This window comes from Pseudooceanicola sp. LIPI14-2-Ac024, from assembly GCF_042188925.1.
GTDB lineage: Bacteria > Pseudomonadota > Alphaproteobacteria > Rhodobacterales > Rhodobacteraceae > Pseudooceanicola.
In genome coordinates this window covers 1,738,193-1,761,625 of sequence record NZ_CP170102.1, presented here as the reverse complement: position 1 = coordinate 1,761,625, position 23,433 = coordinate 1,738,193, and the positions used below count along the sequence as shown (strand labels likewise).

Below are 23,433 nucleotides of genomic sequence, written 5' to 3'. Positions count from 1 at the left end.
CACCCTATCCCCACATCGAGCGCATCTTGGCGGCCACGTCGATCGGGGCAGGGGCCGGGACCATCCCGGCCGCCCCCTGCGCCGGCGACCAGTTGACCCGTTCGAAATGCTCTAGCATCTCGCGCGGGATGAACCGGGTCCGCGCGGCATAGACATGGCGGTCGCCGTTCCGGCTCTGCTGCGTGACGTAGAACCTGAGCGGCACGTTCAGCGTCAGCCGATCCTTGGCCCGGGTCATCGCGACGTAGAGCAGGCGGCGCTCCTCCTCGATCTCGGCGCTGGTCCCGGTGCCGAGGTCCGAGGGAATGCAGCCGTCGACCACGTTCAGCACGTGCACCGACTTCCACTCCTGCCCCTTGGCCGAATGGATGGTCGACAGGATCAGGTAATCCTCGTCCTTCAGCGGCACGCCCGACTGGTCGCTGGTCGCATCCGGCGGGTCGAGCGTGAGTTCGGTCAGGAACCGTTCGCGCGATGGGTAGCCACCGGCGATCTGCTCAAGCTGCAGCAGGTCCGCGCGCCGCATCTCGGCATCCTCGTGGATCCGGTCGAGGTGCGGATCGTACCAGGCGCGGGCCAGGTTCACCGCCTCGGGCCAGTCCGCCCGGGTCGTGAGCGCGGCCACGAAATCCGGCCAGTCGGCGCCCGCGCGCGGTGGCGGCTCTACCGCGTCGAGCGCACCGCGCGGATCGGGGGCAAGGTCCAGCGCGTCGAGGATACGGCCCGCCGCCTTGGGCCCGACGCCGGGGATCAGCTGCATCACCCGGAACCCCGCCACCCGGTCGCGCGGGTTCTGCGAGAACCGCAGCATCGCCAGCAGGTCCTTCACATGCGCGCTGTCGAGGAACTTGAGCCCGCCGAACTTGACGAAGGGCACGTTGCGGCGGGTCAGCTCGACCTCGAGCTGGCCGGAATGCGACGCGGTGCGGAAAAGCACGGCCTGTTCCTTGAGCGCGGTCCCCGTCTCGCGCGCCTCGAGCACCCGGTCGACGACATAGCGCGCCTGTTCCGCCTCGGTCGCCTGGGTGACCAGCAGCGGTTTCTCGTCCGAGGCGCGGCTGGTCCAGAGATACTTGGTGAACCGCTCCCGCGCCGCGCCGATCACCGCGTTGGCGGCCGACAGGATCGGCTGGGTCGAGCGGTAGTTGCGTGTCAGCGTGACCACGTCTGCGCGTGGCGCGAAGGCGTCGGGGAAGTCGAGGATGTTGCGCACCGTCGCCGCCCGGAAGGCATAGATCGACTGCGCGTCGTCCCCCACCACCGTCAGCCCGCGCCCGTCGGGCTTCAGCGCCAAAAGGATCCGGGCCTGCAGGCGGTTGGTGTCCTGGTATTCGTCGATCAGCACGTGGTCCCAGTTCGCCCCGATATGGGCCGCGAAATCGGCGTCAGACATCACCTGCGCCCAGGCCAAGAGCAGGTCGTCGTAGTCGAGGACGTTCTGCTCCTGCTTGGCCCGGACATAGGCGCCGAACAGCGCCTTCAGCTCGGCCTCCCACCTCGCGCACCAGGGGAAGTGGGTGATCAGGACCTCCGACAGCGGCTCCTCGGCGTTCACGGCGCGGGAATAGATGGCCAGGCAGGTGGCCTTTGTCGGGAACCGGCTTTCGGTGCCCGAAAGCCCCAGCCCGTGACGGCAGAGGTTCATCAGGTCAGCGCTGTCCTCGCGGTCGTGGATCGTGAACTCGGGGTCGAGGCCGATCGACAGCGCGTGTTCGCGCAGGATGCGCGCGCCAATCCCGTGGAAGGTGCCGGCCCAGGTCAGCGCCTCGGCGGCATAGCCGGTGCCAAGCGCCAGGGTGGTGATCCGTTCGACCCGGCGGGTCAGCTCGGTTGCGGCGCGGCGGGAAAAGGTCATCAGCAGGATGCGGCGCGGATCGGCGCCGCCGACCAGCAGATGCGCGACCCGGTGCGCCAGCGTGTTGGTCTTGCCCGACCCCGCGCCCGCGATCACCAGCAGGGGCGGCGGCAGGTCGGTCCCGCCGGTCCCGCCGGTCCCGTGGATCACCGCCGCGCGCTGGTCCTCGTTCAGCTTGTCCAGATAGCCCGTGTTCATCCCGCTGCCTCGCTCGCCGTTGCCGGTCTTGTCGGCGCAGGATAACGGAAAGTGAACGGACGGGGAACAAAAAGAGTTTCCCCGTGGCGTCAGCCGTCTCCGAGCGATCCCGCCGCTTCGGCCGCCTTGGTGGCCAGCGCGATGAACTGGCGGTATTCCCCGGCGTCGAGGCCCGGCAGGATCTCGGCCTGCAGCGCGGTCACAACCGGCTCGGCCGCGGCGACCAGCGCCGCGCCCTTTTCCGTCAGGGCCAGCACGCGGGCGCGCTTGTCCGTCTCGCTCACCTCGCGCCGGATCAGGCCCTTCTGTTCCAGCCGGTCGACCACCGCGCCCAGCGTCGCGCGGTCCTTCGCCACCGCCTCTGCCAGCCGCGCCTGGTCGATGCCCGCGTTGTGGCGCAGCGCGTCGAGCGCGGTGAACTGCACCGGGGTCAGGTCGAACCCCGCCTCCTTCATGCGCTGCGCAAAGACCTGGGTCGACAGCTGGTGCAGCCGCCGAATCAGGTGCCCCGGCATCGCCGCGCTCAGCCGCCGGGTGGGGGTCGTGTCCATCGACGTCGTCCTTTTTCCCTCGCCTGCCGGTACCTTACCCTGCGATTTGATATGTGCACATACTTTTTTATTGACCGGATGCGCTGGCCGGATGATATGATAAGTCCACATATTAGTTCGGCAGGGGGAGGACCACCGATGCAATATCACCTCGACGGATTTCGCCCGGGCGACCCGGAACAGCACGACGCCGCCCCCGACCGGTGTGATGGCGCGCCGCTGCCCGAGGCGGTCGATGTCCTGATCGTCGGCTGCGGCCCCGCCGGGCTGACATTGGCCGCCCAGCTTTCGACCTTTCCCGACATCACCACCCGCATCGTGGAACGCAAACGCGGCCCGATGGAGAAGGGGCAGGCCGACGGGATCTCCTGCCGGTCGATGGAGATGTTCAACGCCTTCGGCTTCGCCGAGACGGTCCTCAAGCAGGGTTACTGGGTGAACGAGACGACGTTCTGGAAACCCGACCCGCAGGCCCCCGGACAGATCACCCGCAACGGCCGCATCCAGGATGTTGAGGACGGGCTTTCGGAAATGCCGCACATGATCCTGAACCAGGCCCGCGTGCACGACATGTACCTCGACATCATGCGGAAATCGCCCTCGCGGCTGGTGCCGGATTACGGCCTCGAGGTCACCGACCTGCGCGTCGATCCGGCGGCGGGCGACCACCCCGTGACCGTCACCCTGCAGGAGGCCGACAGCGACAATGGCCGCACCCGGACGGTCCGGGCCCGCTATGTCGTGGGCTGCGACGGGGCGCGCAGCAACGTGCGCCGGGCCATCGGGCGCGAGCTGGCCGGCGACAGCGCCAACCAGGCCTGGGGCGTGATGGACGTGCTGGCCGTCACCGATTTTCCCGACATCCGCTGCAAGACCCTGATCCAGTCGGCGGACGAGGGCAACATCATCATCATCCCGCGCGAGGGCGGCTACCTCGTCCGGCTCTACATCGAGCTCGACAAGCTGAACGATGGCGAACGGGTCGCCAACCGCAACCTGACCGTCGATCACCTGATCGGCGCGGCGCAGCGCATCTTCCGCCCCTACGCGTTCGAGGTGAAGGAGGTCGCCTGGTGGTCGGTCTACGAGATCGGCCAGCGCCTGACCGACAAGTTCGACGATGTGCCGGCGGGGCAGACCGCGACGCGCCTGCCGCATGTCTTCATCTGCGGCGATGCTTGCCACACCCACAGCCCCAAGGCGGGGCAGGGGATGAACGTGTCGATGGGCGATGCCTTCAACCTGGGCTGGAAGCTCGTGTCGGTCCTGCAGGGCCGCGCCGCGCCGGAGCTGCTGCACAGCTATTCCGCCGAACGGCAGGCGGTGGCGCAAGACCTCATCGACTTCGACCGCGAATGGTCGCGGATCATGAGCGAACGGCCCGAGGCCGGCGATGGCGAGGACGGCGCGGCGCCGAAGTTCCAGCGCTACTTCATCGAACATGGCCGCTACACCGCGGGCATGTCGGTGACGTACCAGCCCTCGGCCCTGATCGGTACCGCCGACCATCAGGCGCTGGCCCAGGGGTTCGAGATCGGCACCCGTTTCCATTCGGCCCCGGTCGTCCGCCTCGCCGATGCCAAGCCGATGGAGCTGGGGCACACCGTCAAGGCCGACACCCGCTGGCGCCTCTTCGCCTTTGCGCCCGAGGGCGACCCGGCCGCCGAGGGCTCGGCCATCCGCGCGCTCTGCAGCTTCCTCGACAGCGACCCGCGGTCCCCGATCCGCCGCATCACGCCCGAGGGCGCCGATCCCGACGCGGTGATCGACCTGCGCGTGGTGTTCCAGCAGGGCAGCCGCGACCTGCACCTTGATGCTCTGCCGACCTTCCTGCTGCCGCGCAAGGGCAAGCTGGGGCTGGTGGACTATGAAAAGATGTTCTGTGCCGACGCCCGCGCGGGCGACATCTTCGACCTGCGCGGCATCGACCGGGCGCGGGGGGCGCTGGTGATCGTGCGGCCCGACCAGTACGTCGCGCATGTACTGCCGATCGACGCGCACGCGGCGTTGGCGGACTTCTTCGCCGGTGTTTTCCTGCCGCAGGCCGCGCCGCTCGACGCGGCGGCCGGGGTCGCGCTCGCCGGGCGCTAGGCGGCCCCGACCGGGGCGCGGGAGCGGGTCGAGTTCACGGCAACTTGACCCGACGACCACCTTGCGCCCGATCCCTGCGTCAATATGGGTATAGCGTGAACTTATCCACGCCGCTTTGGTTCGAATTGGCCAAAGCGGCGTGCGTTCGGATAGCCATGTCAAGATCGGACGGGCCTCGGCGCGTCTGGAAGGGGAGGCCAATTTGCAACTAGCCACGATGGACATCCACGGTCGCGCCGCCGCGACGCGGCTGTCGCCCACGGGGTGTGCCCGCTGATGGCCGCCCGCAGTCTCCAGGCCTGGAACGACCGCCTCATGCGGGCCACGCAGGCGCTGGCCGTGATCGGCGCACTATGCCTCATCCTGATCGTCGCGGTGGTCACCGCCGGGGTCGTGATGCGCTATGTCTTCGGCACCCCGCTGCTCGGCATCAATGAAATCGTCCAGCTGACCGCCGTGGCGCTGGTGATGGCCTCGCTGCCCTATTGCACGGCGCGGGGCGACCATGTCGCGGTCGATGTCTTCGACACGATGCTCGGCCGCTGGGGCCGCCTGATCGGCGACATCGTCAGCCGCGTCCTGTCGTCCTTCGTCCTCGTCGTGCTGTGCTACCGCGCGGTGCTCAAGGCGCTGGACGCCTGGGAATGGGGCGACGCCACAAACATGCTGCAGATGCCGATCTGGCCGTTCTACGCGATCATCGCGGCGGGCGCCGGGCTCTGCGCGCTGGTCTTCGCGGTCCAGCTTCTGGTGATCCTGGCGCGGGGGGGCGAATGATGGACCCCATCACCATCGGCCTCGTGGGCATCGGGGCGCTCTTCGCCCTGCTGATCCTGCGCACGCCCGTCGCCTTCGCGATGATGATCGTCGGCTTCTTCGGCTACTGGGCGCTCGAGGGGCTGCGCTCCGCCGGCGGTGTCCTGCTGACCGAGAGCTATTCGACCATCGCCAACTACAACCTCATCGTCGTCCCGATGTTCGTCCTGCTGGGCAACATCTCGTCGGTCGCGGGCTTCAGCCGCGGGCTCTACGACGCGGCCTTTGCCTGGGTCGGGGCGTTCCGGGGCGGTCTCGCCTCGGCCTCGGTGCTGGGCTGCGCGATCTTCGCCGCCGTCTCTGGCTCCTCGGTCGCCACCGCCGTCACCCTCGGCAAGGTGGCCCTGCCCGAGATGAAGCGCCTGGGCTACTCGCCCAGCCTCTCCACCGGCTCGATCGCCGCGGGCGGCACGCTGGGCTTCCTGATCCCGCCCAGCACGGGCTTCGTCATCTACGCCATCCTGACCGAGGAAAGCATCGGCCGCCTCTTCATGGCGGGCATCCTGCCGGGCATCCTGCTGACGCTGCTCTTCATGGCCGCGATCTGGGTGATCGCCTACCTCGACCCCAAGGCCGGTCCGCGGGGCGAACCTATGCCGTTCGGCGAACGCTTCCGCATCCTGATGGACGCGGCACCGCTGCTCGGGGTCATCATCCTGTCGATCGGCGGCATCTACCTGGGCGTCTTCACCCCGGTCGAGGCGTCGGGCATCGGCGCGGCGCTGGTCATCCTGCTGGCGCTGGCGCGCCGCCGCCTGACCTGGGACGGCTTCAAGGAGGCGGTGATGAGCACGCTCTCCACCTCGGCCATGCTCTATGCCGTGGTGATCGGGGCCAACGTGCTGAACCCGTTCTTCGCCGTCACCCGCATCCCCGCCCTCCTGGGCGAGGGCCTGGGCGAACTGGGCCTCGGCGCCTATGGTACGCTCTTCGTGATCATCCTGGCCTACCTGGTGCTGGGCATGTTCATGGACGGCCTGTCGATGCTGGTCATCACCGTGCCGATCGTCTTCCCGGTCGTCACCGCGCTTGGCTTTGACCCGATCTGGTTCGGCGTGGTCGCGGTGATCGTGATCGAGATGGGCATGATCACCCCGCCCGTGGGCATGAACGTCTTCGTCGTGCGCGGAGTTGCCGACGGCGTGCCGCTGACCACGGTGTTCCGCGGCGTGATGCCGTTCCTTGTCGCGATGATCGTCGGCCTGCTGTTGATCATCGCCTTCCCCGGGATCGCGCTGCTGCTTCCGAACACGATGTTCGGATGACGCGGCGGGATGTCAAAGCCACTGGACGGGGCTGCGGCCCGGTCCGCCACGACCGACTGAAGAAGGAGGACTTCCTGATGTTCCGGACCAACCTGATCGCCGCAGCCGCGGCCACCCTGATCGCCGCGCCGATGGCCTCGGCCGAAGAGCTCAAGCTGGCTGATTTCCAGCCGCCGAACCACCTCGTGGTCGACTCGACCTACAAGCCGATGCAGGAGGCGATTTCCAGCGCCACCGGCGGCGACGTGTCCGTCACGCTCTACATGGGCGGTGAACTGGGCGCGGGCCCGGTCGAGCAGTACAACCGCGTCGTCGACGGCGTGACCGACATCGCCTTCGGCCTGCCGGGCTACACCGCCGCGAACTTCCCCAAGACGCTGCTGACCGAACTGCCGGGCGTCATCTCGGCCGACACCGGGACCCAGGCGGTGATGGACAACATCGACCAGCTCGCCAAGGAATACCGCCGCGTGCAGCTGGTGGGCCTGTGGAACAACGCGCCCAACCTGCTCTTCACCGCCGACAAGCCGGTGCGCACGCTCGAGGACCTCAAGGGCATGAAGCTGCGCGTGCCGTCGCGCAACGCGGGCCTCGTGGTCGAAGCCTGGGGTGCGACCCCGGTGTCGATGCCCGCGCCCGAGATCTACAACGCCATGCAGACCGGCGTGATCGACGGCGCGATGATCGACGCCACCACGCTCAAGGCGTTCAAGCTGGCCGAGGTGACCAACTACATCACCCAGGGCATGGACAGCACGATCTCGAGCTTCTTCCTGATCATGAACCGCGACAGCTTTGACGGGCTGAGCGCCGATCAGCAGGCCGCCGTCCTCGCCGCCGGCAAGGACGCCGCGCTGAACGGCAACAAGGCATGGCTCGCCGCGGCCGAGACCGCGATGGCCGATTTCGCGGCGACCGAGGGCAAGGAAGTGATCGACCTCTCGGCCGAAGAGGTCGAGAAGTTCAACGCGGCCTCCGCCCCCGTCGTCGCCAAGGTGATCGAAGAGGCCGACGCCCAGGGTCTCGACGCCACCGGCTACGTCGCCGCGCTGAAGGGCGAATAAGCCCCACGCACAAGGTCACGAGCGCCCGTCAGGTCCTGCCTGGCGGGCGTTTTCCGTTTGAGGGCGGGGGTTGCGGGGGGCCGTGGATCCGGGTTCCTGTCAGGGTCCGGAAATAATTCAGCCGGTGCGGGTGGGGACCCCGACACCGGCTTTTAACTAAAGAAATTGCTATGGGCGCCCACTCACAAACGCCACGAAAAGTGATTTATCAAATACACGGTCCACGCATTGCATATGGGATGGATTGGCAGGCGCGGGCCCGTATCGAAACAGTCGCATAGATGCGGCAGCTGCGAAATGCGCGTCATTGCCTGCGTAATATTGCCTATGCCGCGCCGCCTCCGCGATCGTTGCGCGATGCGCCGATTTGTGGAACTCAAGGACAGCGGGTGAGACAGGACTGGCCGGCGACTTAGGGGAATTGGGCCATGCGCGTCTCTCTCGGCTTCTTGCTTGCCATCGGCCTGGCCGGGCTGCAGTTCGTCGCCGTGCTGGCCGTCGTCTTTTCGTCCTACGTGACCTCGGAACGCGCGCTGCTCGACCATGCCCGTGACCTGCTGAGCGACGTCGGCTCCAACACCATCGAGCATTCGCGCGGCTTCCTCAGCCCGGCGCGCGGCGCGGCCGAGCTGTCGGCCCGCCTGGCGCAGGACCGGGTGATCGCCAGCGACGTGCCCGAGCTTCTCGAAAGGCTGCTGTTCCAGCAGCTCCAGATCGCGCCGCAATTCGCGGGTGTTTACCACGGCACCGAGAACGGCGATTTCGTCTATGTCATGCGGACCGATGAACCCGGTCCCTTCCGCACCAAGATCATCCGCAACGACGCGGGCGAGCGCACGGTCGAGCTGATCTGGCGCGACGACGACTACCGCGTGGTCGAACGCCGCATGGACCCCGAGGACACCTACGACCCGCGCACCCGCCCATGGTACCTCCGCGCGCGCGAGAAGCTGACGACGATCTGGACCGACCCCTACATCTTCTTCTCGTCCCAGCGGCCGGGCATCACGCTCGCCTCGCCGGTGTTCGAGGGCGAGGATGCGGTCCGCGGCATCGTCGGCGTGGACATCGAGATCAGCGACATCTCCGACTTTCTCGCCCGGCTGCGCATCGGCTCCACCGGCCGGGCGCTGATCATCCACCGCAACGGCGATGTGATCGCCCACCCCGACCAGGACCTGCTCAAGACGCAGGATGCCGACGGCACCCTGCGCTTCGTCGACATCGAGAACTTCGAGGATCCGATCGCGCGCGCCGCCTTCGGCCACCTGATGGAGGACGGCCAGGTCTCGGTCGCCGAGGAAACGCTGTCGCAGTTCACCTATGGCGGCGAAACCTATGTCTCGGTGGTGATGCCACCGATCGACGACAAGCTCGAATGGATCATCGCCGCCTACGCGCCCGAGAGCGATTTCACCCAGGTCATCAAGCAGAACCGCCTGACCAACATCTGGATCGCCGCCGCGGTCGCCGTCCTGACCGGCCTCGCCGGGCTGGGGCTGGCCAACTACATCTACAAGCCCGTGCGCGCCTTCGCCGTCCGTTCGGCCCTGATTTCCCAGGGAGAGCTCGACCCCGCCGAACCGCTGCCCAAGACCTACCAGGAGCTCGAGAACGCCAACACGACCCTGATGCAGCAGATCGCCGCCCGCCGCGCGACCGAGATCGAGTATGGCCAGACCTTCGCGCTGTCCTCGCGCGGGATGGCCCAGATCGACGCGCAAACCGGCCGGTTCCTGCGGGTGAACGACAAGGTCTCGGGCATCACCGGCCACGCGGCCGACGCGCTGGCCGAGATGTCGTTTTCCGATCTCGCCCACCCGGAAGATCCGCCCTTCCTGATGTTCGACGGCGACCAGGGCGGCGTCCCGCACGAGATCAACCACGAACTGCGAATCCTGCGCCGGGACGGCAGCGCCATCTGGGTCGCCGTCAACGCGATCATGATCTTCAACCAGGAAGGCCGGCCGCTGCATTTCGTGCTGACCATGGACGACGTCACCCAGGCCAAGCAGACCGAGGACCAGATCGCCGAGCTCAGCCGCGAGCTGTCGAACCTGTCGCGGGACAACACGATGGGGCAGGTGGCCGCCGGCCTCGCACACGAGCTGAACCAGCCGCTGACCGCCATCGCCCAGAACGCCGACAGCGCGCTCTTTGCCGTCGACCAACTGGACGGCGCCGATACCGAGCTGCGCGCCACGCTGGAAGAGATCGCCGAGCAGTCGATGCGCGCGGGCGAGATCATCAAGGCCCTGCGCGCCTTCATCCGCCGGGACGAGGGCATCCGCACCGAGTTCGACCTCGCCGAACTGGTCGAGCAGACCAAGCGGCTGGTGATCGCCGAGGCGCGGACCGCCCGCGTCGCGATCACCGCGGAGCTCGGGGCGCTGCCGCAGGTGCACGCCAACCGCCTGCAGATCGCGCAGGTGCTGGTGAACCTGATCCGCAACGCGGTCGAGGCGGTCGGCGACAGCGACCATACCGAACGCCGGGTGCTGATCACCGCGCACCGGCACGAGGGCCAGGTGCTGGTGGTCGTGGCCGACACCGGGCCGGGGGTCGATCCCGCCATCAACCTCTTTGCCGATTTCGAGACGACCAAGCCCAGCGGGATGGGCCTCGGCCTGTCGATCTGCCAGTCCATCGTGCAGGCCAACGGCGGCCGCCTCTGGCACGAAAGCCGCGATCCGCACGGGGCGCGGTTCTGCTTCACCGTGGACATCTCCGAGGTGTAGCCGAAGGGGGTGGTTCGCGCCGGGCGTGCAACCCTGCCACAGTCCCGTCCACCCACATGTTGTGACGCGGCGGGAATTCGCTATGTCGATGACATTGCGGCAGGAAAAGGGCTAATCTTCAGGTCGCACCCTGCAACGGACCCGTGGACCGGCATGACCGATCGCCAGCACTCCGTCTTTGTCGTCGACGACGACCAGGACATCCGCACCTCGCTCACCCGGGCGCTCGGCCAGCGTGGCTACGCGGTCGAGGCCTTCGAGTCCGCGCGCGCCTTCCTCGACGCCTATGACGGCGACCGCGCCGCCTGCCTTGTGCTCGACTACGGCATGCCCGAGATGAACGGGCTGGAACTGCAGGTGGTGCTGAACGACCGCGACTGGCCGCTCGCCGTGATCTTCGTCACCGGCCACGGCGGTGTCCCGGAATCGGTGCAGGCGATGAAGGGCGGCGCGGTCGATTTCCTCGAGAAGCCGTTCCGCCAGTCCGACCTGATCGACCGCATCGACGCCGCGCTCGAGATCGCCGAGGCCCGCCGCGCCGCCGCCGCCTCCCGCCAGGCGGTCCGCGGCCGGTTCTCGCGCCTGACCGACCGCGAGGCCGAGATCGTCGACCACGTGCTCGCCAACCCGGCCGAGGTCTCCAGCAAGGAGATCGCCGGCACCCTCGGCATCAGCCCCCGCACCGTCGACCACCACCGCGCCCGGATCCTCGAAAAGCTCGAGGTCCGCTCGCTGGTCGAACTGGTCCGCCTCGCCGACGCCCTGCAAGGCGACGACGCGGCCGGCGGGTGAGGGGGCGGGCGGCGTGACGAACAGCCGGGTACGCTTGTGTGGCGTCAGGTGCTTCCACGTGAACCGATGAAAGAGAAGTGGCTGGGGTGGTAGGAAGCCTTGCGCCCCGATGGTCTGGCTGGCCTTTTCCGACCGGTCAGCGAACCTGGGGCGGTTTCTGGGGCAATCTGGAGCGCAGGGGATCAGACCCGGTGGGGCTCAGGACGGTGACTGGTGGGTGATCAGATTGAAAGCCGCGCAATGCAATTCTTCAGTAACTCAGCGGTATTGGGTATCATGCCGCTATCTAGGTGCTCTTCAGATTCGCCTTCCCGTCGCTCCGGTTTTACAATGGGGCCATGAATGTCAGACGCTGCGAAAGAGTTAATTGCGCCAGACATCGAATGCTCGAAGAGACGGTTGCGCACCATCTTGACACCGATAAACTTGCTCTTTCCCTTTTTCGAGTAGCCCTGCTCCACTAAGTCCCAAAATCTGCTCGCGGAATAGTAATAGTCTTCCACCTTGGCGCTCAAATCCAACTCAGCGTTTTGCTGCTGGAGTTTCACTGCGGGGATCAAACTCGACGTGCCTGGGACGAAGATGGCGCTCTCAAAAAGTTTCTGAATTTGCACAGGCTTGCTTTCGTTTGCTCTTGGGAAAATGAGTTCGTACTTCTTGCCACCGGCAGTCCAAGAAAGTGCGCCTTTGGAAGGGTCAATTTTTGGAATGCCTGAATGGTAGATCGTCAAGTACTCGTCATTCTTCATCAATGCATCGTCATAGCGAGTCTTGACTTGATGTAGCTTGGTTTTGATTTCGCCAAGTAGGGACGCTTCAAGATGGCCGTTCACATTTCCGCTTATTGCCTGTAGCCTTTCTTCCAGCTCCGCGAAAAGGCTAGCAATGCTCCCCCGTGAAATCTCCGGCGCGCCGGTCGACGGGATGTTTGTGAAAGTTGTTTTGTATGCCATTAGGTCTTCAGCCTATCCGAGCTTAGAACTGGCCAACACTTGGCTCCTGCCTTGATTCTCAAGGTAGTATTCTGGATCGCGCTTAGCTAGCGCCGGTACTCGTTTGGCCTCTTCACCTCCAAGTACGGGGACCAGTCACTTTGCTCCGTGACCCAAGAGACGGGCAGGGAGTTCCTCGGCCTCGTCGCACAGTTGACCGCCGCCGCGTGAACCCGGAGCATCTCGTCATCGGGAACAGGGGCATAAACGGGGCAGAACCGAGAGCGGGTGTCTCGGGGGTGCTAGTTTCGGTTCTTGGAGAAAAGTGACTTCACGAGCAGAGCGAGTGAATGGCTGGGGTGGTAGGATTCGAACCTACGGTACACGGTACCAAAAACCGCTGCCTTACCGCTTGGCTACACCCCAACGTGGGCGGGTGTTTACGCGCTGATCGCGGGTACTGCAAGCCCCCTTCGGCCATTTTTGGCAGAGGAATTTCGCCCCTGCCGACACGTCACCGAAGGCCGCCGGAACGGGGCCGGGATTAGTCGCGAATCTCGTCCGCGCCGACGCCCCAGAGGCCGTCCTTGCGGGTCCAGCCGCGGTAGCTTTCGGCGCGCAGCTGGCACCATTCCGGGCCGCAGTCCCCCAACCGGGCGATGACGCCCTGTTCGAGCCGCGCCACCACCTTGGCGCGCGGGTCGGGGCGCATCAGCAGGTCGACGGAGGCGGCCTGCACCAGCACGGTGCGCGACCCGCTCAGCAGCGAATAATGCACCCAGCCGCCCATGCCGTCCTGGTCGCGGACCTGGCGCCAGTGGCCGAACTCGGCCACGATCTCGAGCGGCATGTCCTGCCGGGTGTAGACCCAGTCGATCCGGTGCGTCAGGCTCGGCCCGCGGCGCACGTTGCTCTCGCGCGCCTTCATCGACACGAAGCGGGGCAGGGGCAGGTGGGTCACCGGCCCGAGGTTGCGGGCGGTGTCGGTGCCGATCGGGCCGGCCTCGGACGCCTCGGCCAGCGCCGCGGTCTCGACCGCGGGGGCGGCGGCGTCCTGCGCAAATCCGTGCGAATGGGTGATGCCGAAGGCGAGGAGACACGCCAATGTGCTGCCGGTCACGGCCCGTATGATCATGATGATCCGCCCGATTGCCTGTTCTTCGGTGCCGGTTCTTGTGCCGGTCGCCTCGTTGATGCACTTTGCCAGCAAACCGCAGGGGTTGGAAGTTTCCGGAGGAGCCGCATGCCATCTGAACGCCTGAGTGTTGTCGTGACGCGACGCCTGCCTGAGCCCGTCGAGGCCCGGATGCGGGAGCTCTTCGATGTCCGGTTCGGCGAGGCCGATCGCCCGATGAGCCGCGATGAGCTGGCCGAGGCGATGCGCACCGCCGACGTGCTGGTGCCGAACCTGCGCGACCGGATCGACAACACGCTGGTGGCGCAGGCCGGGCCGCGGCTGCGGCTGATCGCGAACTACGGCGCGGGGGTCGATCACATCGACATCGCCACCTGCCGCCAGCGCGGCATCCTGGTGTCGAACACGCCGGGCGTGGTCACCGACGACACCGCCGACATGGCCATGGCGCTGATCCTCGCCGTGACCCGGCGAATCCCCGAGGGCCTGTCGCGGATGCAGTCCGAGGACTGGGAAGGCTGGGCGCCCGCCGACCTGAACGGCGGCCGGATCGCGGGCCGTCGGCTCGGCATCCTCGGGATGGGCCGGATCGGCCGGGCGCTGGCGCTGCGGGCCAATGCCTTCGGGATGCAGGTGCATTACCACAACCGTCGCCGCCTGCGGGAAGAGATCGAGCAGGAGCACAAGGCGCGCTACTGGGAAAGCCTCGACCAGATGGTGGCGCGGGTCGACGTGCTGTCGATCAACTGCCCGCACACGCCCTCGACCTTCCACCTGATGAACGCCCGCCGGCTCAAGCTGATGAAACCCGAGGCGGTGATCGTGAACACCTCGCGGGGGGAGGTGATCGACCAGAACGCCCTGACCCGGCAGCTCAAGGCGGGCGAGCTCGCCGGTGCCGGCCTCGACGTCTACGAATTCGGCCAGGTGAACGAGGAACTGCGGCACATGCCCAACGTGGTGATGCTGCCGCACATGGGCTCGGCCACCACCGAGGGCCGGATCGAGATGGGCGAGAAGGTGATCATCAACGTCAAGACCTTCTCGGACGGCCACCGTCCGCCCGACCAGGTCGTGCCGGGCAGCCTGTGAGCCAGTCCGCCACCGCCCATCCGCGGCGGCGCAGCCTGCCGCTGCTCGTCTCGCTGGTGCTGGCCCTGGCCTTCGTCGCGCTGGCCTTCGCGCCCCGGCTGAACCCGCTGGTCGGCCGGGCCGAGGCGTTCCAGCACGACATCGCGGTCGCCTCGGCCGCCACCTACGTCTCGCTTCGCGCGATCAATGCCGCGCTCTCCTTCGCGCAGGAGGTCGAGGTCGGCGGATCGGTTGTCGTCTCGGGCTCGGTGCGGCCGCTGAAGTGGCTGGAACCGGTGGACGACACCGTCGAACGGGTTTCGGGCCTTGTCTTCATGGTCGCGGTCATCACCGGCGTCCTGTCGATGTCCACCGCGCCGATCGCGGCGGCGGGCTGCCTCCTGATCGCGCTGGCCTTCACTGCGCGCTGCACCTGCGACGTCGTTCCCGGCGGCTGGTCGCGCACGCCGATGCCGCTGCGCCGGGCCTTCGATGGTTGCGGCGCCTTCGGTTTCGCGCTCGCCGTCGCCCTGCCGCTGGCCTTCGTGCTGGGCATGTGGGGCGGCGCGTGGCTGACCCAGGACGCCTGGGCCGAGGCCAACGCCACGCTGGCCCGCATCGGTGGCGAGGCCGAGCGCCTGATCGGCGTCGACCGGCCGGACATGGCCGAACGCAACTGGCTCGACACGATCGAGGCCTACCGCGCCGCCGCCGGAACCTTCTGGAACAGCGCGGATGAACTGCTGTCGGCCTCGCTCAGCCTGACGGGGATCTTCCTGCTGCGGATGATCGTGCTGCCGGTGCTGATGCTGCTGGTGGTGCTGCGGGTGTTCTGGCACCTGACGGGCCTGAGGCACTGAGGCCATGCGCCTCTTCATCGCCATCGACCTGCCCGAGGACGTGCGTGACGCCCTCGCGGCGGTGCAGGGTGACCTGACGGTCGGCCGCAAGACCGATCCCGACACCTTCCACCTGACGCTGGCCTTCCTCGGCGACCACGACGAGGCCACGGCCGAAGAGGTCGACCTCGAACTGCAGGGCCTCTCCGCCCCCGCCTTCGACCTGGCCATTGCCGGGATGAACACCTTCGGCGGGGCCGAGCCCGCGGTGCTCTGGGCCGGCGTGGCCGAGGCCGGGCCGGTGACCGACCTGCACAAGGCGGTGCGGCGGCGTGTGCGCGCCGCGGGGATCGAGCTCGACCGCGAACGGTTCCGCCCGCATGTCACGCTGGCGCGGTTCCGGAAACGGATGGACGCGGGCGGGATGGAGGGGCTGCGGCTATTCCTCGCCCGCAACGCCGGGTTCCGATCCGATCCGTTCCGGGTGCACGCCTTCGCGCTCTACCAGAGCGACCTCGGGGGCGACGGCCCGCTGCACACGGAACTTGCCCGCTATCCTCTGACAAGCTGGGAGGTGTAGGGGAGAGGAGGGACGCGCCCGACCCTGGGTGGGCGCAGTGCCAATCAGGTGTCAGCGCCACACTGCCGCGCGCCTGCCGATGCTTCGGCGCGGGACCGCAAAGGTCCGCCCTCCCGGGGGTAGGGGCGCCCGCGGCCGCGCGAAGCGGATCGGGCGGCGCGCCTTCCGACGCCCCCCGTCAGCGGTTCGCGCCCGGCACCCACAGCACGTCGCCCGCGCCGTTCCCGTTCGCCACCCGCGATGCGACGAAGAACCAGTCCGACAGCCGGTTGAGATAGCGCACCGCCTCGGGGTTGCAGCCTTCCTCGGCCATCAGCGCCACCGCCAGCCGCTCGGCCCGGCGCGACACCGTCCGGCAGAGGTGCAGCTGCGCGGCCAGCGCCGTGCCGCCGGGCAGGACGAAACTGCGCAGCGGCGACAGGTTCGCGTTCATCGCGTCGATCTCGCGCTCCAGCCGCTCGACCTGGCTCGCCACCATGCGCAGCGGCGGATACTCGGCCTCGGCGTCCTTCTCCATTCCTGGGCGGCAGAGGTCCGCACCGAGATCGAAGAGGTCGTTCTGGATCGCCGCCAGCATCGCGTCCATCTCGCCCTCGGCATGCAGCCGGGCGAGGCCCACGGTCGCGTTGGTCTCGTCCGAGGTGCCATAGGTCTCGACACGCAGCGAGGGCTTGGGCACCCGGGACCCGTCGCCAAGCGCGGTTTCGCCCTTGTCGCCGGTCCGCGTGTAGATCTTGCTCAGGACCACCATCAGTTGCCACCTCCCCTGATCCAGACGAACAGCACGATCAGGATCACCGCGACGAACTGCGCGGCGATCCGGTACTGCATCACCTTGTTTGATTTCTTGCCGTCGACGCCCCGTGCAAACCCGGCGATTCCCCAGAGCAGGATCGCCGCGACGCACAGGACCGCCAGGGCCACGAGATAGAAGAACGGATCGCTGGTCATCGGGACCTCCGGAATTGCCTTGCCCTTCACCTAGGCGAGAGTGGCGCGAAAGCGAACCGGATATTTCACCGCAGGGCCTAGAATTGCGCGGTGATCGCCTCGACCAGCCGCCCCGGCAGCAGCCGCCCGGCCCACCAGGTCACGTGCGCGGGCAGCGTCACGCGGTAGCGGGCACGCGGCCGCCGCGCCTCCAGCGCATGGATCAGCTTCTGCGTCACCGCCGCGGCGGGCAGCTCGAAGCTGTCCTTGCCCTGCGGGCCGTAGAGACGCGGCACCAGTTCGGTGCGGTACATCTCGGCATGGGCCGAGGCCTCCCAGTCGATGTATTTCTCGAACATCGCCCGGCCCTTGAAGCGGAAATCGCTGGTCACCGGCCCCGGCTGGATCAGCACCACCTCGATCGGCTCCCCGCGCAGCTCCAGCCGCATCACCTTGGTCAGCCCCTCCAGCGCGTGTTTCGTCGCCACGTAGGCCCCGCGCCAGCGCATCGCGCCGTAGCCCAGCACGGACGAGCACTGCACGATCCGCCCGTGCCCCTGCGCCCGCATCACCGGGATCACCCGGCGGGTCAGTTCGTGCCAGCCAAAGAGGTTCGACGCGAAGATCTCCCGCAGCCCCTCGACCGGCACATCCTCCACCGCCCCGGTCAGCCCGTGCCCGCCGTTGTTGAAAAGCGCGTCAAGCCGCCCGCCCGTCGCCGCCAGCACCTCGGCCAGCCCCGTGGCGATGCTCTCCATGTCGCCGTGATCGATCCGCGGGCTTTCGAACCCCTCGTCCCGCAGCCGCGCGCAATCCGCCTCGCGCCGGCATGCCGCAAAGACGCGCCAGCCCCGCGCGCGCAGCGTCCGCGCGGCATCGAGGCCGATGCCGCTGGAACAGCCGGTGATCAGGATGCTGCGTTCGCCCATGAAAGAACCCTGCCCGTTGATCCGGGCAGGGCTATCGCATGGCACTCCGTGCGGCAATGCCGCCGGTTACTGCACCGGCGCAAGCAGCGAGGCCGCCATCCAGCCAATGCGGCCGCTTTCCTCGGTGCGCAGCTTGACCCAGCCGTTGCCGCCGTCGCGCAGCACCTCGACGGTTTCGCCTTCGACCAGCTGCGCCAGCACGCCGTAGGTGATGCCCGGCCCGTTGCGCATGTTCACGCGGGTGCCGGTGACCCGGCGCATGTCGCGCGGATCGGCGGCGGCGGGCGCGGCGGTTGCCGGCGCCTCGGTCGGGGGCGTCATCACCGGCACGTCGCCCGCGTCCAGCGCGATGACCCGCAGCGTGCCCTCACCGATGTTGCGCCCGGCCGATGCCGCTTTCGGGGCCGTCGCGGTGCGCGGGGCGGTCACGGCGACGGGCGGTGTGCTCCCGGCCGAGGCCTGGATCACCTGCGCCCCGCCGGTCGCGGCAGAGGTGGCGGCAAAGTTCAGCCCGTCGATCGACGGCGCGGTGGCCGCGCGGCTCACCTCCTCGACCGGCGGCGACGCGGGCACGGCCGCCTCGGCGGCACCCGCGGATTGAGTCGCTTGCTGGGATGGGGGACGAAGTCGGCACCGCCGCTCATCTCGTAGAACACGGCGAACATGAATAACAAACAGACCGTAATAAAGCGCATGACCGTTCCCTCCGTTGGCAGCCAAGGGGCAACGCTTGAAAATGATTTGGTGTTCCGAGCTTAGCGCGATTCTTGACCGTGCGGCAGTCAGGAAATCCACCAGAACCCCTTTGTTTCCTTGTCGGCGACGTCGCCCCAAGTTATCACAGCATCTATGAGTGACACGACCGACGACCCCAATATCGGCCAACCCGTCAGCGCCGAACCCCTCCGCCGTGCGATCGGCGAGCGCTACCTGACCTATGCGCTCTCGACGATCATGCACCGGGCGCTGCCCGATGCCCGCGACGGGCTGAAACCGGTCCACCGGCGCATCCTCTACGCGATGCGCGAACTGCGGCTCGCCTCGAACGGTCGGTTCCGGAAATCGTCCAAGATCTCGGGCGACGTGATGGGCAACTACCACCCGCACGGCGACCAGGCGATCTACGACGCGATGGCCCGCCTCGCGCAGGATTTCAACGTCCGCTACCCGCTGGTCGACGGCCAGGGCAACTTCGGCAATATCGATGGCGATAACCCGGCCGCCTCGCGCTACACCGAGGCGCGCCTGACCGCGATCGCCGAATCGCTGATGGACGGCCTGGCCGAGAACGCCGTCGACTTCCGCGACAACTACGACGGCACCCTGACCGAACCGGTCGTGCTGCCCGCCACCTATCCCAACCTGCTGGCCAACGGGTCCTCGGGCATCGCGGTCGGCATGGCCACGAACATCCCGCCGCACAACATCGCCGAGCTCTGCGAGGCCTGCCTGCATCTCATCAAGACGCCGGACGCCCGCGACGACACGCTGCTGAACTACATCCCCGGCCCCGATTTCCCGACCGGCGGCGTCATCGTCGAACCGCGCGACGCCATCGCCGAGGCCTATCGCACCGGCCGCGGCTCGATCCGCCTGCGCGCCAAGTGGGAGGTCGAGGACCTCGGCCGCGGCACCTGGCAGATCGTGGTCACCGAGATCCCCTACCAGGTCCAGAAGTCCAAGCTGATCGAACGCATCGCGGACCTGATCCAGACCAAGAAGATCCCGATCCTCGCCGACATCCGCGACGAGAGCGCCGACGACATCCGCATGGTGCTGGAGCCCAAGTCGCGCACGGTCGATCCCGAGATGCTGATGGGGATGCTGTTCCGCAACTCCGACCTCGAGATCCGGTTCGCGATGAACATGAACGTGCTGATCGACGGCGTCACGCCCAACGTCTGCTCGCTCAAGGAGGTGCTGCGCGCTTTCCTCGACTTCCGGCGCGAGGTCCTGATCCGCCGCTCGCGGCACCGGATGGCCAAGATCGACAACCGCCTCGAGGTGCTGCAGGGCCTGATCACGGCCTTCCTGAACCTCGACCGGGTGATCGACATCATCCGCTACGACGACGACCCCAAGGCCGCCCTGATGTACGAGGACTGGTCGACCGCGCACCAGGCCTCGATTCCGCGCGCCATGGACGAAACGCAGTACCGCTCGCCGCTCGCCGGCGTCGATGTCGGCACCCTGGCGCTGATCGCCGACGAAGAGGCCACGGCCAGCGGCGTGCTGGCCGAAAGCGACGACGGCACCCGCTCGATCCCGCACAGCTTCGCCGGCCGCGAGAACGGCCTGTCGGACGTGCAGGCCGAGGCGATCCTCAACATGCGCCTGCGCAGCTTGCGCCGGCTCGAGGAAGAGGCCTTGGTCAAGGAACGCGACGCGCTGCTGATCGAACGGGCCGAGCTCGAGGACCTGCTCGAGAACGAGGGCGTCCAGTGGGCCCGCATCTCGGACCAGCTCAAGGACGCCCGCAAGGCCTTTGGCCGCGACTACGACGGCGGCGCCCGCCGCACCGTCTTTGCCGAGGCGGGCGAGGTCGAGGACGTGCCGCTCGAGGCGATGATCGAACGCGAACCGATCACCGTCGTCTGTTCCAGGATGGGCTGGGTCCGCGCCATGAAGGGGCACATCGACCTCGGCACCGAGCTCAAGTTCAAGGACGGGGACGAGGGCCGCTTCGTCATCCACGCCCAGACCACCGACAAGATCCTGGTCTTCGGCTCGAACGGGCGGTTCTACACCATTCCGGCCTCGAACCTGCCCGGCGGGCGCGGCATGGGCGAACCCCTGCGCCTGATGGTCGACTTGCCGAACGAGGCCGAGATCGTGACGCTTCTCGTGCACCAGCCGGGCCGCAAGCTGATCGTCGCCTCCTCGGCCGGCGACGGCTTCCTCGTCCCCGAGGACGAGGTGCTGGCCCAGACCCGGTCGGGCAAGCAGGTGCTGAACGTCAAGGACGGCGTCCGCGCGCTGCTGTGCAAGCCGGTCGCGGGCGACGCCGTCGCCTGCGTGGGCGAGAACCGCAAGGTGCTGGTCTTCCCGCTGGACGAACTGCCCGAGATGACGCGCGGCAAGGGCGTGCGGCTGCAGAAGTACAAGGATGGCGGCTTGTCCGACCTGACCACCTTCACGCTGGCCGAGGGGCTGAGCTGGAAGGATCCCGCGGGCCGCACCCGGACGGAAACCGAGCTCGAAGAATGGCAGGGCAAGCGTGCCGCCTCCGGCCGGATGGCCCCGCGCGGCTTCCCGCGCGACAACCGCTTCACCTGACGCACCGGCGGGGCCCGAACCGGCCCCGCTGCTTCATCTTGCCGGGAAAACTCCCGCCGGAGGCATCGCCCCGCGTCAGCGGGGCGACTAAGCGCCCGTTATCGCGCCTCCGCCTCCAGCCAGACGCCGCCCTCGGGCCTCAGCGTCAGGATCATCACCGGCGCGGGGTCCCGCCCGGCCACCCGCCGGAACCGGAACCGCGCCAGCAGCGTGGCCAGGATGATCACCGCCTCCTGCACCGCGAAACTTGCCCCGATGCAGATCCGCGGCCCGTCGCCGAAGGGCAGGTAGGCATAGCGGTCGATGGCCTTGGGGTCGGCGAAGCGGTCCGGCCGGAACGCGTCCGGGTCTTCCCAGAGCAGCCGGTTGCGGTGCAGGGCATAGATCGGGATCATCACCGTGTCGCCCGCCCGGATCTCGCGCCCGCCGAGCGTGTCGGCCTCGCGCGCGGTGCGCGACACCAGCGCGGCCGGCGGGTAGAGGCGCAGCGCCTCGTCGACGATCCGGCGGATGGCGGGCAGGGCGGCGACATCCTCGGCGGTGGCGGCACGGTCGCCCAGAACGGCGCGGGCCTCGGCGGCGGCGGCCTCCTGCACCGCCGGGTCGAAGGCGCAGAGGTAGAGCGACCAGGACAGCGTCAGCGCCGTCGTCTCGTGCCCCGCCACGATGAAGGTCAGCAGGTTGTCCCGCAGCTCCCCGGTGTTCATCCGGCGCTTGGTCTCTGGATCCTCGCCCGCCAGCAGCAGGTCCAGCAGGTCGGGCACCCCCTCGGCGCCGCGCTTGCGCCGGGCCTCGATCGCGTGGTCCGCCACCCGCTTCATGTCGCGCAGGGCATGGCCCGACATCACCCGGCTGGGCCGCGGCACCCAGTCCGGCAATCCCAGCATGTCGAGGACCGACAGCCGCCCGGCCTCGGCCACGTAGGCGTCGATCGCGCCGTGCACGGCGTCCCGGTCGAACCCCTCGTCGCCGGAAAACGTCACGTCCGAGATCACGTCGAAGGTCGCGCGCACCATCTCGTCGAACATGTTGACCGCGCGCGGTCCCGCGGCGGCGATCCGGTCGGCGCTCGCCTCGGCCGCGCGGGTCATGAACGGGCCCAGGTTGGCGATGTTGCGGTGGCTGAAGGCGGGCGCGGCGGTGCGTCGCTGCCAGCGCCAGTGCGCGCCCTCCGCGATAAAGATGCTCTCGCCGATTGCGGGCTTCAGCAGGTTCTTGGTGACCACCGATTTCGGGTAGGCGTCGAGCCGCTCCAGCAGCATCCGCCGGATCGCGGCCGGGTCCATCACCATGTGCCAGCGTACGCCCATCCGGCCCGACACCATCGGCTGCGTGGTCGCGATCTCGGGGATGATGCCCAGCACGTTGCGCCGGGCCGCGCGCAGGCTGCCGAAGAACCCCAGCGGGGCGGTGACCAGCGGCACCCGCACCGGCAGCGGGCCGTCCCCGGCCCTGGGGGTCATCTGGCGGTCCTGCAGCGTCACGGCATCCTCCCTCTGCTACTGGCAATATAGCCACGCCGGCGCGCCGGGCCAGTCCGCGGCGTTGCGCCGGGGCAGGGGCTGGGCTATCGGGGGGACGAGCCACCGGAGGGAGCCCCGACCTTGCGCAGACTGATCCTCGCGTCTTTGATGGCGCTCGCCGCCTGCACCAATGCCAACGACCTCGACGAACCGACGGCGGATCTCGGCAACTTCCTTCTCGGGCACAACGTCGTGATCGCGTCCAAGGCCCAGAAGGGCCCGCTGTCGCGCGACGCCTCGGCCGAAGAGATGTCGACCGCGATCAAGGCGGCGATCGACGACCGCTTCCTGCGTTACGACGGCGACCACTACTACCACCTTGGCGTCAGCGTCGAGGGCTACAACATCGCGCTGCCCGGCGTGCCCCTGGTGGCGGCGCCGAAATCGGTGCTGATCCTGAACCTGACGGTCTGGGACGACGCGCAGCAGGTCAAGCTGACGCCGGAACCGGTCAAGCTGACGGTGTTCGAAAGCTTCTCGGGCGACACGATCATCGGCTCGGGCCTGACCAAGTCCAAGGAAGAGCAGCTCGCCAACCTCGCCGCCAACACGGCCAAGCAGATCGAGCAGTTCCTCGAACAGAACCGCGAATGGTTCGGCCCGCTGCCGGCGCCGACCTCGGCCAAGGGGCGCGCCATGGGAATCGTGGCCAAGCCCGGCCTGCGCGATGCCACGGCCCCGGCCGCGCCGGCCGCCGCCGCCCCCGTGACGGCGCCGTCCTCGGTGCACGCCCCGGTCGCCGCGCCCGCGCCGCCGAGCACGACCGAGGTGACCCCGCCGCCCGCCGCCACCGGCGGCGGACTGGTCCCCATCACCTCGGGTCTCTGACCCCCCGCCGCGCCCCGCAG

At 68.1% G+C, this 23,433-nt stretch carries 20 protein-coding genes and 1 tRNA gene; 11 read left to right on the top strand and 10 right to left on the bottom strand.

Going from position 1 to position 23,433, the window contains the following annotated elements:
* Positions 1 to 4: 4 nt before the first annotated feature.
* Positions 5 to 2,053, bottom strand: coding sequence for an ATP-dependent helicase (locus ACE2AC_RS08650; protein WP_375691690.1), 2,049 nt, complete (start codon positions 2,051 to 2,053; stop codon positions 5 to 7).
* A gap of 89 nt (positions 2,054 to 2,142) precedes the next feature.
* Complete coding sequence (locus ACE2AC_RS08645) at positions 2,143 to 2,604, bottom strand: MarR family winged helix-turn-helix transcriptional regulator (RefSeq protein WP_375691689.1); 462 nt, start codon at positions 2,602 to 2,604, stop codon at positions 2,143 to 2,145.
* A 138-nt stretch (positions 2,605 to 2,742) separates the two neighbouring features.
* Between ACE2AC_RS08645 and ACE2AC_RS08640 the strand changes: the two genes are divergently transcribed.
* The 6 genes from ACE2AC_RS08640 (at position 2,743) to ACE2AC_RS08615 (ending at position 11,370) form a co-directional block, all read left to right on the top strand.
* Entirely contained in the window at positions 2,743 to 4,695 is a 1,953-nt protein-coding gene (locus ACE2AC_RS08640) for an FAD-binding monooxygenase (protein WP_375691688.1), read from the top strand.
* A 276-nt stretch (positions 4,696 to 4,971) separates the two neighbouring features.
* Positions 4,972 to 5,472, top strand: a complete 501-nt coding sequence (locus ACE2AC_RS08635; protein WP_375691687.1) for a TRAP transporter small permease — start codon at positions 4,972 to 4,974, stop codon at positions 5,470 to 5,472.
* Positions 5,469 to 6,776 carry a TRAP transporter large permease gene (locus ACE2AC_RS08630; RefSeq protein ID WP_375691686.1) on the top strand — a complete coding sequence of 436 codons (1,308 nt, stop codon included), beginning with the start codon at positions 5,469 to 5,471 and terminating at the stop codon, positions 6,774 to 6,776. The genes ACE2AC_RS08635 and ACE2AC_RS08630 overlap by 4 nt, the downstream gene beginning before the upstream one ends.
* Positions 6,777 to 6,853: 77 nt before the next feature.
* Positions 6,854 to 7,840, top strand: coding sequence for a TRAP transporter substrate-binding protein (locus ACE2AC_RS08625; RefSeq protein WP_375691685.1), 987 nt, complete (start codon positions 6,854 to 6,856; stop codon positions 7,838 to 7,840).
* A 428-nt stretch (positions 7,841 to 8,268) separates the two neighbouring features.
* Entirely contained in the window at positions 8,269 to 10,578 is a 2,310-nt protein-coding gene (locus tag ACE2AC_RS08620) for a cache domain-containing protein (RefSeq protein ID WP_375691684.1), read from the top strand.
* A gap of 153 nt (positions 10,579 to 10,731) precedes the next feature.
* Positions 10,732 to 11,370: a response regulator transcription factor gene (locus ACE2AC_RS08615; RefSeq protein ID WP_375691683.1), complete on the top strand. Its 639-nt coding sequence runs from the start codon at positions 10,732 to 10,734 to the stop codon at positions 11,368 to 11,370.
* A gap of 221 nt (positions 11,371 to 11,591) precedes the next feature.
* On the opposite strand, the gene ACE2AC_RS08610 is transcribed toward ACE2AC_RS08615, so the two are convergent.
* The 3 genes from ACE2AC_RS08610 to ACE2AC_RS08600 all read right to left on the bottom strand — a co-directional run bounded on the left by ACE2AC_RS08610 (position 11,592) and on the right by ACE2AC_RS08600 (position 13,437).
* Positions 11,592 to 12,323, bottom strand: a complete 732-nt coding sequence (locus ACE2AC_RS08610; protein ID WP_375691682.1) for a hypothetical protein — start codon at positions 12,321 to 12,323, stop codon at positions 11,592 to 11,594.
* 330 nt (positions 12,324 to 12,653) lie between these two features.
* Positions 12,654 to 12,728, bottom strand: a tRNA-Gln gene (locus ACE2AC_RS08605).
* A gap of 118 nt (positions 12,729 to 12,846) precedes the next feature.
* The gene (locus ACE2AC_RS08600) at positions 12,847 to 13,437 is read right to left on the bottom strand and encodes an SH3 domain-containing protein (RefSeq protein ID WP_375691681.1); all 591 of its coding nucleotides are present in this window, start codon (positions 13,435 to 13,437) and stop codon (positions 12,847 to 12,849) included.
* Positions 13,438 to 13,545: 108 nt separating this feature from the next.
* Here ACE2AC_RS08600 and ACE2AC_RS08595 point away from each other — a divergent pair, with 108 nt between their 5' ends.
* The 3 genes from ACE2AC_RS08595 to thpR are packed head-to-tail and all read left to right on the top strand — an operon-like array spanning position 13,546 to position 15,927.
* A complete protein-coding gene (locus ACE2AC_RS08595; RefSeq protein ID WP_375691680.1) occupies positions 13,546 to 14,529 on the top strand; it encodes a 2-hydroxyacid dehydrogenase in 984 nt (327 codons plus the stop codon).
* Complete coding sequence (locus ACE2AC_RS08590; protein ID WP_375691679.1) at positions 14,526 to 15,368, top strand: hypothetical protein; 843 nt, start codon at positions 14,526 to 14,528, stop codon at positions 15,366 to 15,368. The genes ACE2AC_RS08595 and ACE2AC_RS08590 overlap by 4 nt, the downstream gene beginning before the upstream one ends.
* A gap of 4 nt (positions 15,369 to 15,372) precedes the next feature.
* Complete coding sequence (gene thpR, locus ACE2AC_RS08585; protein ID WP_375691678.1) at positions 15,373 to 15,927, top strand: RNA 2',3'-cyclic phosphodiesterase; 555 nt, start codon at positions 15,373 to 15,375, stop codon at positions 15,925 to 15,927.
* 178 nt (positions 15,928 to 16,105) lie between these two features.
* Here the strand turns inward: thpR and ACE2AC_RS08580 are convergent, their stop codons facing one another.
* The 4 genes from ACE2AC_RS08580 to ACE2AC_RS08565 all read right to left on the bottom strand — a co-directional run bounded on the left by ACE2AC_RS08580 (position 16,106) and on the right by ACE2AC_RS08565 (position 18,359).
* Positions 16,106 to 16,678 (bottom strand): cob(I)yrinic acid a,c-diamide adenosyltransferase, encoded by a 573-nt coding sequence (locus tag ACE2AC_RS08580; protein WP_375691677.1) that lies wholly within the window; start codon positions 16,676 to 16,678, stop codon positions 16,106 to 16,108.
* A complete protein-coding gene (locus tag ACE2AC_RS08575; protein WP_375691676.1) occupies positions 16,678 to 16,878 on the bottom strand; it encodes a twin transmembrane helix small protein in 201 nt (66 codons plus the stop codon). Before ACE2AC_RS08575 ends, ACE2AC_RS08580 begins: the two co-directional genes overlap by 1 nt.
* A 77-nt stretch (positions 16,879 to 16,955) precedes the next feature.
* A complete protein-coding gene (locus ACE2AC_RS08570; RefSeq protein ID WP_375691675.1) occupies positions 16,956 to 17,786 on the bottom strand; it encodes an SDR family NAD(P)-dependent oxidoreductase in 831 nt (276 codons plus the stop codon).
* Positions 17,787 to 17,852: 66 nt separating this feature from the next.
* Positions 17,853 to 18,359 (bottom strand): SH3 domain-containing protein, encoded by a 507-nt coding sequence (locus tag ACE2AC_RS08565; protein WP_375691674.1) that lies wholly within the window; start codon positions 18,357 to 18,359, stop codon positions 17,853 to 17,855.
* Positions 18,360 to 18,635: 276 nt separating this feature from the next.
* Between ACE2AC_RS08565 and ACE2AC_RS08560 the strand changes: the two genes are divergently transcribed.
* Positions 18,636 to 21,062, top strand: a complete 2,427-nt coding sequence (locus ACE2AC_RS08560) for a DNA topoisomerase IV subunit A (RefSeq protein WP_375691673.1) — start codon at positions 18,636 to 18,638, stop codon at positions 21,060 to 21,062.
* A 98-nt stretch (positions 21,063 to 21,160) separates the two neighbouring features.
* Here ACE2AC_RS08560 and ACE2AC_RS08555 read toward each other — a convergent pair whose 3' ends face one another.
* Positions 21,161 to 22,525, bottom strand: a complete 1,365-nt coding sequence (locus ACE2AC_RS08555) for a cytochrome P450 (protein ID WP_375692082.1) — start codon at positions 22,523 to 22,525, stop codon at positions 21,161 to 21,163.
* A 141-nt stretch (positions 22,526 to 22,666) separates the two neighbouring features.
* Here ACE2AC_RS08555 and ACE2AC_RS08550 point away from each other — a divergent pair, with 141 nt between their 5' ends.
* Positions 22,667 to 23,413 carry a hypothetical protein gene (locus tag ACE2AC_RS08550; RefSeq protein ID WP_375691672.1) on the top strand — a complete coding sequence of 249 codons (747 nt, stop codon included), beginning with the start codon at positions 22,667 to 22,669 and terminating at the stop codon, positions 23,411 to 23,413.
* Positions 23,414 to 23,433 lie beyond the last annotated feature (20 nt).

Bases quoted from the DNA above. Each gene is read 5' to 3' on its own strand.
- ACE2AC_RS08650 (WP_375691690.1), bottom strand. From the start codon at position 2,053: ATGAACACGGGCTATCTGGACAAGCTGAACGAGGACCAGCGCGCGGCG.
- ACE2AC_RS08645 (WP_375691689.1), bottom strand. From the start codon at position 2,604: ATGGACACGACCCCCACCCGGCGGCTGAGCGCGGCGATGCCGGGGCAC.
- ACE2AC_RS08640 (WP_375691688.1), top strand. From the start codon at position 2,743: ATGCAATATCACCTCGACGGATTTCGCCCGGGCGACCCGGAACAGCAC.
- ACE2AC_RS08635 (WP_375691687.1), top strand. From the start codon at position 4,972: ATGGCCGCCCGCAGTCTCCAGGCCTGGAACGACCGCCTCATGCGGGCC.
- ACE2AC_RS08630 (WP_375691686.1), top strand. From the start codon at position 5,469: ATGATGGACCCCATCACCATCGGCCTCGTGGGCATCGGGGCGCTCTTC.
- ACE2AC_RS08625 (WP_375691685.1), top strand. From the start codon at position 6,854: ATGTTCCGGACCAACCTGATCGCCGCAGCCGCGGCCACCCTGATCGCC.
- ACE2AC_RS08620 (WP_375691684.1), top strand. From the start codon at position 8,269: ATGCGCGTCTCTCTCGGCTTCTTGCTTGCCATCGGCCTGGCCGGGCTG.
- ACE2AC_RS08615 (WP_375691683.1), top strand. From the start codon at position 10,732: ATGACCGATCGCCAGCACTCCGTCTTTGTCGTCGACGACGACCAGGAC.
- ACE2AC_RS08610 (WP_375691682.1), bottom strand. From the start codon at position 12,323: ATGGCATACAAAACAACTTTCACAAACATCCCGTCGACCGGCGCGCCG.
- ACE2AC_RS08600 (WP_375691681.1), bottom strand. From the start codon at position 13,437: ATGATCATACGGGCCGTGACCGGCAGCACATTGGCGTGTCTCCTCGCC.
- ACE2AC_RS08595 (WP_375691680.1), top strand. From the start codon at position 13,546: ATGCCATCTGAACGCCTGAGTGTTGTCGTGACGCGACGCCTGCCTGAG.
- thpR (WP_375691678.1), top strand. From the start codon at position 15,373: ATGCGCCTCTTCATCGCCATCGACCTGCCCGAGGACGTGCGTGACGCC.
- ACE2AC_RS08580 (WP_375691677.1), bottom strand. From the start codon at position 16,678: ATGGTGGTCCTGAGCAAGATCTACACGCGGACCGGCGACAAGGGCGAA.
- ACE2AC_RS08575 (WP_375691676.1), bottom strand. From the start codon at position 16,878: ATGACCAGCGATCCGTTCTTCTATCTCGTGGCCCTGGCGGTCCTGTGC.
- ACE2AC_RS08570 (WP_375691675.1), bottom strand. From the start codon at position 17,786: ATGGGCGAACGCAGCATCCTGATCACCGGCTGTTCCAGCGGCATCGGC.
- ACE2AC_RS08560 (WP_375691673.1), top strand. From the start codon at position 18,636: ATGAGTGACACGACCGACGACCCCAATATCGGCCAACCCGTCAGCGCC.
- ACE2AC_RS08555 (WP_375692082.1), bottom strand. From the start codon at position 22,525: ATGACCCCCAGGGCCGGGGACGGCCCGCTGCCGGTGCGGGTGCCGCTG.